The sequence below is a fragment of the Mesorhizobium sp. WSM4814 genome, assembly GCF_055811595.1.
Genome location: NZ_JBVVQT010000002.1, coordinates 630,297 through 644,716, shown reverse-complemented (window position 1 = coordinate 644,716; position 14,420 = coordinate 630,297). Strand labels below are relative to the sequence as shown.

The 14,420-nt window shown below is 61.5% G+C and carries 12 protein-coding genes and 1 tRNA gene; 3 read left to right on the top strand and 10 right to left on the bottom strand.

Annotated elements, in window-relative coordinates; genetic code table 11:
* Window positions 1-159: 159 nt before the first annotated feature.
* From AC0L2V_RS06430 to AC0L2V_RS06400, 7 genes are all read right to left on the bottom strand, one after another.
* On the bottom strand, window positions 160-417 hold the full coding sequence (locus AC0L2V_RS06430; RefSeq protein WP_027151749.1) for a PepSY domain-containing protein: 258 nt from the start codon (window positions 415-417) through the stop codon (window positions 160-162).
* 128 nt (window positions 418-545) lie between these two features.
* Window positions 546-1,625, bottom strand: a complete 1,080-nt coding sequence (locus AC0L2V_RS06425; RefSeq protein ID WP_473519689.1) for an ABC transporter ATP-binding protein — start codon at window positions 1,623-1,625, stop codon at window positions 546-548.
* A gap of 36 nt (window positions 1,626-1,661) precedes the next feature.
* A complete protein-coding gene (locus AC0L2V_RS06420) occupies window positions 1,662-2,537 on the bottom strand; it encodes a carbohydrate ABC transporter permease (RefSeq protein ID WP_473507721.1) in 876 nt (291 codons plus the stop codon).
* Between the two features lies 1 nt (window position 2,538).
* A complete protein-coding gene (locus AC0L2V_RS06415) occupies window positions 2,539-3,606 on the bottom strand; it encodes a carbohydrate ABC transporter permease (RefSeq protein WP_473507720.1) in 1,068 nt (355 codons plus the stop codon).
* A 69-nt stretch (window positions 3,607-3,675) separates the two neighbouring features.
* A complete protein-coding gene (locus AC0L2V_RS06410; protein ID WP_473519688.1) occupies window positions 3,676-4,938 on the bottom strand; it encodes an ABC transporter substrate-binding protein in 1,263 nt (420 codons plus the stop codon).
* 448 nt (window positions 4,939-5,386) lie between these two features.
* Window positions 5,387-5,461, bottom strand: a tRNA-Val gene (locus AC0L2V_RS06405).
* A 128-nt stretch (window positions 5,462-5,589) separates the two neighbouring features.
* Window positions 5,590-6,273 (bottom strand): phosphoglycolate phosphatase, encoded by a 684-nt coding sequence (locus AC0L2V_RS06400; RefSeq protein ID WP_473507718.1) that lies wholly within the window; start codon window positions 6,271-6,273, stop codon window positions 5,590-5,592.
* A 169-nt stretch (window positions 6,274-6,442) separates the two neighbouring features.
* On the opposite strand from AC0L2V_RS06400, the gene rpiA reads away from it, so the two are divergent.
* The 3 genes from rpiA (at window position 6,443) to gor (ending at window position 9,259) form a co-directional block, all read left to right on the top strand.
* Window positions 6,443-7,171 (top strand): ribose-5-phosphate isomerase RpiA, encoded by a 729-nt coding sequence (gene rpiA / locus AC0L2V_RS06395; protein ID WP_473507717.1) that lies wholly within the window; start codon window positions 6,443-6,445, stop codon window positions 7,169-7,171.
* Entirely contained in the window at window positions 7,158-7,724 is a 567-nt protein-coding gene (locus AC0L2V_RS06390) for a DUF2059 domain-containing protein (RefSeq protein ID WP_473507716.1), read from the top strand. Before rpiA ends, AC0L2V_RS06390 begins: the two co-directional genes overlap by 14 nt.
* Window positions 7,725-7,870: 146 nt before the next feature.
* Window positions 7,871-9,259, top strand: a complete 1,389-nt coding sequence (gene gor, locus AC0L2V_RS06385) for a glutathione-disulfide reductase (RefSeq protein ID WP_473507715.1) — start codon at window positions 7,871-7,873, stop codon at window positions 9,257-9,259.
* 117 nt (window positions 9,260-9,376) lie between these two features.
* Here the strand turns inward: gor and AC0L2V_RS06380 are convergent, their stop codons facing one another.
* From AC0L2V_RS06380 to AC0L2V_RS06370, 3 genes are all read right to left on the bottom strand, one after another.
* Complete coding sequence (locus tag AC0L2V_RS06380; RefSeq protein ID WP_473519687.1) at window positions 9,377-11,281, bottom strand: ABC transporter ATP-binding protein/permease; 1,905 nt, start codon at window positions 11,279-11,281, stop codon at window positions 9,377-9,379.
* Between the two features lie 502 nt (window positions 11,282-11,783).
* Window positions 11,784-12,464, bottom strand: coding sequence for a DsbA family oxidoreductase (locus AC0L2V_RS06375; protein WP_473519686.1), 681 nt, complete (start codon window positions 12,462-12,464; stop codon window positions 11,784-11,786).
* A gap of 23 nt (window positions 12,465-12,487) precedes the next feature.
* Complete coding sequence (locus tag AC0L2V_RS06370) at window positions 12,488-14,302, bottom strand: extracellular solute-binding protein (RefSeq protein WP_473519685.1); 1,815 nt, start codon at window positions 14,300-14,302, stop codon at window positions 12,488-12,490.
* Window positions 14,303-14,420 lie beyond the last annotated feature (118 nt).

Genomic DNA, 14,420 nt, shown 5'->3' with positions numbered 1-14,420 from the left:
ACACCGTCACATCAAAGGAATGCGCCAACTACTTCACCGAGGCCGGCTATGTCCCAACCTAAAATCATCGCGCTCTAACGCAGGGAGAGCGGGCGCCGGAACCCGGCCGCGCCGCCATGAGCGTCGCCGAGCTGGGCACGTATTGCCTGGAGGGCCGATCTATTTGGGTTCGGCTGTCACCGGATCGTAGGTGATTTCGACCTTCGCCTTGTCGGTCGTGTAATAAGTAACGGTGTAGGCGCCGCTGTCCCAAGCGACCTCGTCGACGTAGCGAAAGTCGTCGCGTTGCTCGACCTTGGCGATTATCTCCGACAGTTTCCTGGCATTCTGCGGCGGCAACGGACTTCCGTCTGCGGCAAGGGCCGGTTCACCGAAAAAGAGAACTACGACGCCTGTCGCCAAAACAAGTCTGAACATGGCTTTCCCTCGCTTCTCGCGAAAGTAGAAACTCGCGGCCATGCAGGTTTGTTCCGGGCAGGTTTGTTCCGGGTTCCGGAATGGACACAAGCGAATTGCGCCGACGCATCCTGTTGTCGTTGCTCACGCTAATGCGTCTGCAACTCGTCGGGGAAGAGGTGGGCCAAGGCCGCGTCGAAGGTGAGCTCCAGAGCGTCACCCGGTTGAAAGACCTTGTCTTCATTGAAGGCGGCAATGAGCTCGCTGTTATCGCGAAGTGTCAGGTCCACGACCGTCTCGCTGCCCAATCGCTCGGCATGGGCCACGATGCCATGCAGCAAGCCTTTTCCAGATTGCACCGGCCGCAGGTACTGCGGACGGATACCCAGGATGGCCTTGCCGTCTTTCCGGAAGGCGCGCCTTCTGGTCGCTACCCTGATCGGCTCCAGGGATTGGTTGCCAACCATTGCCGCTTCGCCATCGAGGGCGAGGACGTCGACGTTCAGGAAATTCATCGACGGGGCTCCGAGAAAGCCGGCTACGAACCTGTTGGCCGGCTCGTGATAGAGCTCCATCGGTGCTCCGATCTGCATGACTTGACCGTCCTTCAGCACGACGATCCTGTCAGCCAGCGTCATCGCCTCGACCTGGTCGTGGGTGACGTAGATCATCGTTGTGCCCAGTTGCCTGCGCAGCCGGCCGATTTCCATGCGCATGTCCATGCGCAGTGCGGCGTCGAGGTTGGAGAGCGGCTCGTCAAACAGGAAAACAGCCGGTTTCCGGGTGATTGCGCGCCCGATGGCGACGCGCTGGCGCTGGCCGCCCGAAAGCTGACTTGGCCGGCGGTCGAGCAAATGTTCCATTTGCAGGATGCGTGCGGCCTCGGCCACCTTCTGCTGCTTTTCCTGCCTGGAAGCGCCCGCGATCGTAAGGCCGAACGCGATGTTCTCGCGCACGGTCATGTGCGGAAAGATGGCATAGCTCTGGAACACCATCGCAACACCGCGTTGCTTGGGCTGCAGCTGGTTGACCACCCGGCCTCCGATCTCGAGGGTGCCTTCGGTTATGTCCTCGAGTCCGGCGATCATGCGCAGCAAGGTGGATTTTCCGCAGCCCGACGGTCCGACAAAGACGACGAACTCGCCATCGTTGATGTGGATATCGACGCCTTTGATGATTTCGACGCGACCGAAGGATTTCTTGACGCCCTTGAGTGAGACCTCAGCCATGAGCGATGGCTCCCGTTTCCTGATTCATGTGCGGCGTCAGCCCTTCACGCCGGTCGAGGCGATCGACGCGATGAAGGCGCGCTGCAGCAACAGGTAGAAGATCAGCACCGGGACGGTGATAAGGGTGAGATAAGCCATGACTTCGCCCCAGGCGACGTTGAGTTGAAAGAAGTAGCCGAGGCCGACCATGACCGGGCGATAGCTTTCCTGCTGCACCACGATGAGCGGCCAGAGATATTGGTTGTACATGACGAGGAATTTCAGGATGGCGGCAGTCGCCAGAACCGGCCCTGAAAGCGGCATGACGACGCGATAGTAGACCTGCCACCAATTGGCGCCCTCCACCCGGCTCGCCTCGATCAGTTCGCCCGGCAGCCCTTTGAAATACTGCACGAACAGGAAGATCGTCAGCCCGTCGGCGATCCACGGGACAATCTGCACCCGGTAGCTATTGAGCCAGCCCCAATGCAGCCCATCAAGCCCGATCCAGGGCAGTTTCGAGACCAGCAGCAGGAGCGGGATAGCGATGGTCTCGAAAGGGATGATCAGCGTCGCGATGACGATCGAGAGCAGGACATCGCGCCCCTTCCACCGCAGGAAAGCAAACGAGAATGCGGCCAGCGAACAGATCAGCAACGAGAGAAGGACGGTCGCCCCGGTGACCAGAACCGAGTTTAACACGAACAGGCCGACCGGCGCCCGCCGGAACGCTCCGAAATAATTGTTGAGGCTGATGTCGCCGACGGGCAGGAAGGCACGCAGGCTGGAAGTGTCCGCGAGAAGCTGACTGTCCGGCTTGAAGCTCGAGTTGATCATGAACACGAGCGGAAAGACGAAGATCAGCGCGATCAGGCACAGCACCAGATAGCGGACGAACAGCCTGAGGCCGTAATTGTCGGGATCGAAGGCCATCCTAACGCTCCCGTGTCAGCCAGCGCTGGATGAGTGAGATCGCCAGCACGATCACGAACAGGATGACCGAGATGGTCGAGCCGCCGGAGATGTCCTGCTTGCCGTAGCCGCGCTCGACCGCCTGGAAGACGAGGGTCTGGGTGCTGTCGAGCGGACCGCCATTGGTCATCACGTCGATCTGGGCGAAAAGCGCGAAGCCCTGCATGGTGATCACGACAAGCACAAGCACGGCGGTGTTGCGCAGGCCCGGCCAGGTGACATAGCGGAAGGTCTGCCATCTTGAAGCCCCCTCGATGGCGGCGGCCTCGTAGAGCGTGGGGCTGATCGTCTGCAACCCCGCCAGCCAGATGACCATGTGGAAGCCGACGGCCTGCCAGATCGACATGGCCATGACTGCGGGCAGCGCCGTCGAGGGATTGCCGAGCCAGTCGACGGGCTGGAAGAGGCCGAAGGTGAGGGCCTGGAGGATGCTGTTCAACAGCCCGTTCTGGCCGTCATAGATGAACCGCCAGAGGAGCGAGACCACGACGATGGAGACCACCACCGGCATGAAGTAGATGGTCCGGAACAGGTTGATGCCCCTGACCTTGTGGTTGATCAGCAAAGCAAGCATCAGAGCGAGGCTGCCCTGTACCGGCGCCACGACCAGGACGAACAGGAAGGTGTTTACCAGCGCCTTCATGAACACAACGTCGCTGGCGATGACGATCATGACGTTTTCGCCGGACTGCCAGCGAAACCACTCGCGCATGCCGCGATACTGAGGATAGGCCTCGCTACGGGTGATCTCGCGCAGGCGCGGATACTGGATTTCGCCGGCCTCGTTTCGGATCGTTTCGCCAGCATCGTTGCGCTCTGGCTCAAGGGTCACCACCGCAAGGCCCAGCAGCTGCTGATAGTTTTCCAACCCGACGAACTGGGTGGGATTCGGCGACAGCAGCCGCTGATTTGTCAATGACAGACCGATCGCGAAGAAAAACGGCAGCACGATGAATGTGAAGATGAGTGCGAAGCCCGGCAGGGCGAATGTCCAGCCCGCCCGGTTCGACAGGGTTAGCTTCGACGCCATTTGCGGTATCCGCCCAGCAAGCCACAGAGGGTGGAGTCCGCGGCTGGCGAGGACCCCGGCGCGACAGAACTAGCGGTGACCGTAGCCACCATTGCTTTCGATGTCAGCGTCGATCTCGTCGACCGCCGCGTCAAGCGTGTCGGCCACGTCGGCGCCATTGGCGATATCGGCCAGTGCTTTGGTGAAGACCTTGGCCTGGACCACGTAGCCCGGGGTGACCGGGCGCACCAGGGCTTGTGCCTTGGAGAGGTCGAAAAACACCGCGAGCGGGCCGCCATCCTTGTAGTTCTTCGTCATCTGCGCCGCCGAGGGCGTCGGCGGGATCAGGCCGATGCCGTCGGAGAAGGCGGCCAGGTACTTGTCCTGCGCGGCGAACTTGATGAACTCGGCAGCGCCTTCCGGATGTTTCGACTTGGCCGACACGCCGAATTGCCAAGATCCCGCGCCGATCTTGTTGCCGGCGCCGAAATCGGGGGCTGGAAGGAAGACAACGTCATCCACGGCTTCCATCGTTGCCACCGCGCGCCAGTTGCCGTTCCACTGGAAGGCGAACTTGCCGCCGATGAAACCGGTCTGCTGATCGGCCGGGTCCTCGCTGGTGCCAGGCGCATAGCCTCCGGTAAACAGCGCTTGCCACCACTTGCCGAACGCCCGCGCAGCCTCGCCGTTCAGCGCGCCTTCCGCGGTCTTGTAGGTCGAACGGTCGACAATGTCGCCGCCGGAGCTCTGCAGGAACGGCGAGAAGGCGTAGGAATACCACTCGGCCTGGTCGTTCATGCCGAGATCAAGGGCGAATTCATACTTGCCGGAGGCCTTGGCGGCATCGAGCGCGGCCATGAATTCCTCGCGCGACCAAGGCTTGTCGAGGGTCGGGGTGCGCAAGCCCAATTCATCCAGCGTCGATTGGCGTGCAAAAAGCGCCACCGCCGCCTCCCACAGACCGACCGAATAGAGCTTGCCATCCCACACGCCTTTGGCGCCGGGCAGGAAGTCGGCGAACTCGCTCTCGTCGATCGGCAGCGGCTGCAGATAGCCGGCCCAGGCCCAATTGGGCATGACGGGCCCGTCCACATCCAGGATGTCGGGCAGGTTGCCCGCCAGGGCCGCCGCCGCGACGGAATCGTTGTAGCTCTTCTCGGGGAAGCTCTCGATGGTCACCGTCCAGTCGGACTGGCTGGTGTTGAAGTCGGAAATAATCTGGTTGAGGATTCGCGACTCCACCTCATTGCCGGCGCCGTGATACCACATGGTCAACCTGGTCTGCGCCAGCGCGGGCGCACACAGACAGGTCGACGCGATCACCACACCGGCAAGGTGTTTTGTCAGGTTCATCGGTTATTCCTCCCTTTCGACTTTAAGGTCGCCGGCTGGATCCAAGGTCGAGGCCGCCAGGACAGCGGGCCGGGAAGCCAGCGCTCAGTTTCGGGTCGGCCGCTACGGGCCCTTGATGGGGTCCAGCAATGTTCGCGGAAGCCGGACGCATTTGCAATTGCGCAGTTTCACCTAATCGGAGCAGGAGGTCGACGGCGATTTCCCCTCGTCAGTTCGCGGGCCACTGAGATAGCAGTTCACCTAGGACGATTTTGTCCTGCGTCAACTTTCTCCCGGCCGCGTTCAATGTGCAGCTTGAGCGATTCCAAGGGTAGACAGCGCCTTGTGATGTGTCCCCGGCTGCCTGGCGAATCGCATGAACCGGGTCTTGGCAGACCTTGCGATGAGGCGGAAGTTCGAAGCGTAGGCGGCTCCGAAGCGGACGGCACTTTGTACGGGAAGCGGGTATTGGTGGGCGATGCAGGGATTGAACCTGCGACCCCACCCGTGTGAAGGGTGTGCTCTCCCGCTGAGCTAATCGCCCGCTCGTTGCCCGAAGGCCAAGCGCGCCGCGATATAAGGGAGGCCGGCCGGGGAAGTCAAGGCGATGTGCTGGCGTTCCGACGAAGACCGAATGCAGGCCCGCCGGCAGCGGCCCGGTCGCCGTCGCGCTCAGTGCCCGGCAGCGGTAATCAGGCGTTCGGTCAGACCAAGCGTCAGCGCATCGAAATGCGAGATCACCGCCGACGGTTCGAATTCGCGCACATGGCGGTCGGTGTAGCCGAAATCGACCGCCACCACGGGAATGCCGGCCGCCTTGGCCGTATCAATGTCGGTCTGCGAATCACCGACCATCAGCGCGCGGTGCGGATCGCCGCCGGCGAGCAAAATGGTTTCGGTCAGATGGCGCGGGTCGGGCTTGCGGAACGCAAACGTGTCCTGACCGCAAATCGCCGCGAAATGCTTCGCCAGGCCGAGCGCCTCGATCAGCGCCACCGAGTTGGCTTCGTATTTGTTCGTGCAGACGGCCAGGAGATAGCCAGCCGCCTCGAATCGCTCGATCGTCTCGACGACGCCGGGGTAGGGGCGCGATTTGCCCGGGATGTTATCGGTGTAATGATCGAGGAAGAGTTTTAGCAATCGGTCGTGTTCCTCCACCACCAGCGATCTCTGCTGCGCGGCGTGCGCGCGCTCGATCATCACCCGGCCGCCATGGCCGACGAAGCGCTTGAACCCGGCCTCATCGACGGCTGCGAGTTCGCTGGCGGCAAGGCTGTGGTTAAGGCTGTCGAGCAGGTCCGGCGCTGTGTCGATTAGCGTCCCGTCGAGGTCGAACACGATGATCGGTCGGGTCATGGCCTGTCCTGTGACGATTACGCTGCCTGCAGGCGATAGCCGCTGCAGCCCATCCAGGCAAGCCGTGCCGGCTCAATCCACAGGGCGTCAATCCACAGGGCAAAGTCTTTGACCGGACGGGCAAAGATGCTAGGAGCGCCGAAACAAATTTTGGGGCTAGACACACGGCATGGATGCGAGACAATTGAAGGTCGAGGCCGCGCGGGCGGCACTTGCCCATGTCAGCGATGGCATGCGGCTTGGCATCGGCACCGGCTCGACGGCCGACGAGTTCGTGCGGCTGCTCGCCGAAAAGGTCGCCACCGGACTTACCATTATCGGCGTGCCGACCTCGGAGCGCACCGCTATCCTCTGCGGCGAGCTTGGCGTGCCGCTGTCGACGCTGGAAGAAACGCCCGAGCTCGACCTTACCATCGACGGCGCCGACGAGATCGATCCGGAGCTGACATTGATCAAGGGCGGCGGCGGTGCGCTGCTGCGTGAAAAGATCGTGGCGGCGGCTTCCGCCCGCATGATCGTCATCGCCGACCGTTCGAAGATGGTCGAGACGCTCGGCCGTTTTCCACTGCCGATCGAGGTCAACCCGTTCGGCCTGCGTGCCACTGAAATCGCGGTCGCCGCGGCAGCCGGAAGGCTCGGCCTTTCCGGCCCCGTCACATTGAGGATGACGGGAAGCCAGCCTTTTGTTACAGACGGCGGCCATTTTATCCTCGATGCATCTTTTGGCCGCATTCCGGATACAAGAGCGCTTTCGAATGCTCTCCATGCCATTCCGGGCGTGGTCGAGCATGGTCTTTTCATCGGGCTGGCATCAGCGGCCGTCATAGCCGGCGACGGCGTCCAAACCGTCCATGCCGCCCGAAAACCAGGGAGTTCTACCGATCATGACGTTGCATAACCGGGTTCGCCGTTTTTCTGCAATTCTGGCAGCTTCGGCCGTCTTTGCGTTTTCATCGCCGGCGTTCTCGCAGGACGTCAGCGAAGGGCACCTGAAGGCGGCCCGCGCCGCAGTCGCGGCGATCGACGCGACGGACCCGTTCGACAACATCCTGCCGCAGGCCGCCGCCGCGCTTCAGCAGCAGCTTATCCAAAAGAACCCGGACATGCAGGAGCTGATCGGCAGAACGGTTAGCGAAAAGGCTCTGACGCTGGCCTCGCGCCGCGCCGATCTCGAGAAGGAAGCGGCCCTGGCCTATGCCAAGGTATTTTCCGAAAAAGAGCTTACCGAAATCGCCGCTTTCTACAATTCCGATACCGGCAAGAAACTGCTCGACAGCGGCCAGGCGGTGACGCGTGAGCTGCTCAAGGCCGCCGAGATATGGCAGAACGGCCTCGCTCGCGATCTCGCCCAGCAGGTCGGCGAAACGCTGGCCGCGGCGGCAAAGGCCACAGCACCGGCAAATGCCGCGGCTCCTGCTGATGGCACGCAGCCGGAAGCACCGAAGAACTGAGGATAGTTTCCGGCGGCGTTATCGCCGCTGGACCGGAAAGCCCGCCTCCGTTGCGCGTCCGACAGGATGGGCTGCGTCCGGGCTTTTCTTTTGCTGGTTTGCAGCCTACCTGTCTCAGACATTTTTGAAGGGCAAGGAGCCGCGCCATGGCCGTCTATGACTACGATCTTTTCGTCATCGGCGGCGGCTCCGGCGGGGTGAGGGCGGCGCGCATGGCGGCGGCACTCGGCAAGCGCGTCGGCATTGCCGAGGAATACCGCTATGGCGGCACCTGCGTCATCCGCGGCTGCGTGCCGAAGAAGCTCTATGTCTATGCCTCGCAATTTCCCGAGCACTTTGCCGACGCCGCCGGTTACGGCTGGACCGTGCCGCAGGCGAGCTTCGACTGGCAGAAATTGGTTGCCAACAAGGATCGCGAGATCAGCCGGCTGGAAGCCATCTACAGGAAAAATGTCCAAGGCGCCGGCGGCGAGACGTTTCAGTCACGCGCCATGCTGGTCGATCCGCATGCGGTGCATCTTCTCGGCGAGGACCGCACCGTCACCGCCGACCAGATTCTCATCGCCACCGGCGGCCGCCCGGCACCGCACCCGGCTCTGCCCGGCCATGAGCATTGTATCTTTTCCAACGAGGCCTTCGATCTCAAGGAATTGCCTGACGCGATCATGATCGAGGGCGGCGGTTATATTGCCGTCGAATTCGCCAACATCTTTCACGGCCTCGGCGTCGACACCACGCTGGTCTATCGCGGCAAGGAGATCCTCTCCCGCTTCGACATGGATCTCAGGCGCATGCTGCACGAGACGATGGAAAAGAAGGGGATAAAAATCCTCTGCCATGCCGTATCCGAATGGGTCAGGAAGCGTCCGGACGGGCGCCTCGACGCTGTCGTCACAGGTGGCAAGGTGCTGACGGTCGATCAGGTCATGCTCGCCATCGGGCGTCTCCCCAACACCGAAAACATGGGGCTTGAGGGCGTCGGCATCGAGATGACCAGGACAGGCGCTATCCATGTCGACCAATATTCGCGCACCAGCATCGACAACATCTGGGCCATCGGCGACGTCACCAACCGCGTACAATTGACGCCGGTGGCGATCCATGAGGCGATGTGTTTCGTCGAGACCGCCTTCAAGGACAACCCGACCGCGCCCGACCATGACACGATCGCCACCGCGGTGTTCTCGCAGCCCGAGATCGGCACGGTCGGCCTGTCGGAAGACGAGGCCATAAAGCGGTTTTCCGACGTCGAGGTCTACCGCGCCAGCTTCCGGCCGATGCGCAACACGCTGTCGGGCCGCGACGAAAAGATGCTGATGAAGCTGGTGGTCGACGGCGCCTCGAAAAAGGTGCTCGGCGCGCATATCCTCGGGCCTGATGCCGGCGAGATGGCGCAGCTTCTCGGCATTCCGCTGAAGGCCGGGCTGACCAAGGATGACTTCGATCGCACGATGGCCGTGCACCCGACCGCGGCGGAAGAACTCGTCACCATGTACAAGCCGACCTACCGGGTGAGGGACGGCGAGCGCGCCTGACGTTTTTCCCACACCCTCGCCAACGGAGCACTCGATGCTCGCAAGCAATGGCGCCGCACCACCCGACCACAGATCACCAATCCGATGCGACACTGTGCAACGATATTCTGTTCGCCGCTATTTCTGCCTGATGCGGCGAGGGAAGCGCAGCCATCTTTCCTCGACCGGCCTTGGTTCCGCGACTGGCCTGGGGTGCGCGAGGATGGTGGTGAGCTCGACCGGCAGGCTCGGCGCCAGCGGCTTCTTGATGGCGACGCCATCCGCGATGGCAACGATGCTGTGGTAGAATTCGGCGCCCGAAAGCGACCTTGGCGGCACGGCCTCGTGCATGATCGAGATCACCGTGACGTCTGGACAATTGTCCTTGATCGCCTGATGGAAAGCGATCTTCCCTTCCGGATCGAGCGCCCCGGTCGCCTCGTCAAGGAACAGAAGCCCCGGCTGCTGCAGCACGATACGAGCGACAACCAGCTTCTGTTTCTGGCCGCCCGAAAGCACCTGGTCCCAGCTCATTCCGTCACGGCTTTCATCGGCCATGTGTTCGATGAAATCGCCAAGGCCGGCCTTGTGCATCGCCGATGCAACCTGGGCGTCGGTGTGATCGCGCTCTGAACCGGGCAGGCAGACCAGTTGCTTCAGCGAGACCTGCTGCAGCTTGACCTCCTGGGCGGCATAGAAACTTTCGACCCCTTCCGGGAAGACGATGGAGCCGCGGCCATAGGGCCACAGGCCGTTGATCGCCTTGATCAGCGATGTCTTGCCGCAGCCGGATTCGCCCTTCAGGAACGTCCACTCGCCACGCCGGAAGCGCAAATTCGCAGCACTCAGGAAGGGGGTGGCGTCCTCGCCCTGGTGGGTCAGCTCGAGTTTCTGGATGGTCAAGCCGAAAACCGGGTTCTGACGGTCGTAGCGGAAATCGGAACAGCCGGTGAGACTGTAGAATTCCTGCGGGTGTTGGACGTTTTCGATCGCGTTGGCGAGTTCGGTCACGCGTTGGCTGTTGGCGCGCAGCGCCGCAATGGAAGGCATGACATGGATGAACCACGAACATTGACCGATGAGCGAGTTGACCATCTCGGAGCCGGTTATGTAGCCCTTGAGGTCGAAACGGTTGTGGATGTAGGGCACCAGGCCCGGCGCATAGGCGACAATGCGGGCGCCGATGAAAGTGTAGACCAACTCGAAAGAACGATAGCTGGTGTTGACGATGTTCAGCCTTGCCCAGGTACGGTCGATGTCGACATAAAGCCGGTCGTGCATCGTCTTTTGCACATTCTCGCCCTGGGAGGCGGCGACGTGGAAACTGCGGCGCAGGAACGTGGTCAGTTCGCCGCGATAACTGCCTTCGGATTGCTGCATCCGGATGTTGAGCCGTTCCAGCAACCTGCCGAGCTTCACCGCGATCCAGGTGTTCAGCGGCACGTAAATGGCGACCGCCAGGAAAGCCAGGACCGCGCTGCCATAGCTGCCGAGGAACTCCAGCCCTTTCACCTCTGCCGAGGTTTCAAGCAGTTTCTGGCCGACGAAAAAAAGCGATGTGGCGACAGCCATGACCCCCATGGCGAGGCCGATGGCTCCGCCGGTCATGTCCTTGATCGATTCCTGGACGCGCTGGTCGATGTTGTCGGGAGCAGCAGCGCCGGAGGAACCGTGCTGAGCATGGAAATGGGTGTGATTGGTGTCGAGAAGCGCTGCGTTGAAACCGCTATCCAGCCAACCGCGCCATTTGCGATGCAGCGTCGCGGAGACAAAAGTGCGGATGCCGGTAAAGCCCGCGTCCTTGAGCACGACCAGAAGGATGAGCACGCCGGCGTTGGTGAGCAGCGATGCGAGCGGCGTGGTGTTCGCGGCATCGTGGTAGAAGGCAATCGAGTTGACCAGTTCTCCGGATGCTTCGGCGAACCAGACGCCAGCCTTGCTGGAGAGCGCGGTAAACAGGGCGATGACCAGCGTCAGCGTCCAGGCCTCCACCCAGCGGTCCGAGAACCAGTAGGCCCGCATCAGTCCCCAGAAGCTGCGCATCGAGGAAACTGGTGTCAGGAGCGGCGGCCTTGCGGCACCGCGGAGCCATTTTTCCGATATTGAATGTCGCTCTGGTCTACCGACCCGAATCACAATCCCGCCCAACCCTCTTTTAGTTTTGTTACAGACAGTAACACCAATTGATCATTTTCCATTATCTTTTCTCGGACCGTCGAGGATTGAACCCCTGGCCGTTGCCATTAAGCAACAGCGGCAACGCCTTGCGACGTCGCCCTCGACGCAGATTATCCGTGTAATATCAATGAGTTGCTGATTCACGTGTGCAAGCGTCAGCATCTTCCCCAAGGGAAAGCTTTTTGCACAGTTTTGTTGGGAAGAGCGTGATCGATCGGCCGATTTTATGCTGCGGAAGACGAATCGACGCAAAGCGCGCCGTCATCTTTGTTGCCTTATCGACCGGGAAAGTGACCGGAGGGCGTTGGCCCGGAGGGCGTTGGCTGCTGTGGCGATGTCGCCAAACGCGCCTATGGAAGGACGTCTATCAGTTCGCTTTCTTCAACTCGCCCCGCGCCTTCGCCGCCGCAACCTGGCGAATGGCGTCGGTGAGCGTGTCAACGTCTTGCGCGCCCATCACCGCATACTTGCCCTCAAGCAGAAAGCACGGCACGCCCGTGATGCCCATGCTCGATGCGGTGGCGATTTCGGTGCGCACCGCCTCGACATCGGCGTCCGTCGGCAAAAGCGTCTCGACGACGGATGCATCCATGCCGGCCTCGCGGGCGGCGTTGATCAGCACGGCATGGTCGCCGAGATTGGCGCCTTCCTCGAAATTCAACTGGAACAGACGTCGAACCAGCCGGTTCTGCATGACCTCGCCGGCGGCACCAGCCCAGCGGATGAGGCGGTGCGCGTCCAGCGTGTTGGGCGCAACCTGTATGGCGGCGAAGGCGAAATTGATGCCCTCGGCTTCGCCCAATGGCTCGATGCGGGCGTGGATCTCGCTGACGCGTTCGTCACTGCCGAATTTGGCCATCATGTATTCGCGGCGATCCTTGCCTTCGGGCGGGATGGTTGGGTCGAGCTGGAACGGCCGCCAGCGAATATGCACCTCGACCTCGTTTGCCGCGGCGATCGCCTTGTCGAGCCGCTTCTGGCCGATGAAGCACCAGGGGCAGACGACGTCGGAGACCACATCGACGGTAATCGACTTCTCGTCGCTCATCTTGATCTCCTGTTCCGAAGAGGTCACTTCGGCTTGCGCCACCATGTCGGCAGTCGATAACCGGATATGGGGGTCTTTCGCGGATGTTCCAGATAGCTCCAGTAGGCGAGCCATTGCTGCGTGTTGTGCTGCATCGGAACCATGTAGTGGCCGGAGATCAACAACCTGTCGAGGACCCGGACGGCGGCAACATAATCTTCGCGGCTGCGGGCGTCGACAATCGCCTCAAGTGCTGCATCAATCGCCGGATCGGCGACGCCGGCAAGGTTGAACGACCCTTCGGCATTGGCGGCAGCCGATCCCCAGCGCCCGAATTGCTCGATGCCCGGCGACAGCGAGTTCTCGAAGCCGCTGGCGCCGATCAGCACCTCGAAATTGAAACGTTGCTTGCGTGACTGGATCTGGTCGCCGTCAAGGCTGCGGATGGTCACATCGATGCCGATCTTCGCAAGCGTGCGCTGGTAGATGGCGGCAAGGCGCTCCTCGTTCTGGGAGGCGGTCAGGATCTCGAAGCCGAAGGATTTCCCCTCGGGATCGAGCATCACTCCATCCTGCAAGGCATAGCCCGCGCCCTTGAATATGTCGAAGGCGGCTTTCAGCACCTTGCGGTCCTGGCCCGAGCCGTCGGTGACAGGTGGCCGCCAGGTGCCGTCCATGACATCGGCTGGCACACGACCCGGGTAGGGCGCCAGGAGCGCCTTTTCCCTGTCGTCGGCCGGATGGCCGAGTGCCGACAACTCGGAATTCTGCCAATAGCTCATGGTGCGCATGTACTTGCCGCCAAACAAGTTCTTGTTGGCCCATTCGAAGTCGTAGAGCATGCCGAGCGCGCGTCGAACCACCGGATTGGAAAACTTCTGCAGCCGCGTGTTGAACAGGAACCCCGTCACCACTGGCGGGATGCCGGTGTCGAACGTTTCGGCGATCACGTCGCCCTTGTGGAAGGCCGGGAAGTCGAGATCTCGCTCGCGCTTGACCGGATCGCTGTCGTCAGCGATGGCGCAGATGCCTTTCTTGAAAGCTTCCAGCTTGGCGTTGGCGTTGAGGAAATATTCGATGGTGATCTGGTCGTAATTGTCGAAACCGCGCTTGGCGGGGATGTCCTTGCCCCAATAATTCGGGTTGCGCTTGAACACGATGCGCTGGCCAGGCGCCACATGCGCCACGGTGTAGGGGCCGCTGCCGAGCACCGGTTTCAGCGTGGTCCTGTCGAAGGTCGCCTTGTCGAAGGCGTGCTTCGGCACGATCGGGGTCATCGCGATAACCAACGGAGTCTCGCGATTAGCCTTGTCGTTGAATGTAAAGCGCACGCTGCGGTCGCCGGTCTTTTCCAGTTTGGCGACCATGCTCATGCGGGCGCTGTAGGGTGGCCGGCCTTTCTCGGTAAAGACCTCGTAGGTGAACAGCACGTCTTCCGCAGTCACCGGTTGGCCATCAGACCATTTGGCCCTCGGATCGAGGTGGAATTCGATGCTCTTGCGCTCCGGATCCATGTCGGCAGTGTCGGCAAGCAGGCCGTAAAGACTGAAGGCCTCATCGTCATTGCGCTGCATCAACGGCTCGAAGACGAGATTGCCGAAAATCCTGTCGATCATGCCGCGTGCCGTCGTGCGCAGGCTTTTCAGGATGAAAGGGTTGAGATTGTCGAAGCTGCCAACGACGCAATAGGTGATGCTGCCGCCCTTCGGCGCATCGGGATTGGCGTAGTTGAAATGTGCATAGTCGGCCGGCAGCGCCGGCTCGCCCTGCATGGCGATCGCGTGTTTCGGCTCCGACAAGGCCGGCTGGGGCGAAAGGGTGATAATCGCGGCGATCAGCCAAACAAGAACGCGGCCCATGACCGTCTCCTTACCGGGTCGGCTTGATGATTCGGAGCGCACCCTAACATGAGCCGACCGCCTCCCGGTCAATCGCGAGCTCAAGAATTGCTGACATCAGGCTGGATTCGGCACCGCT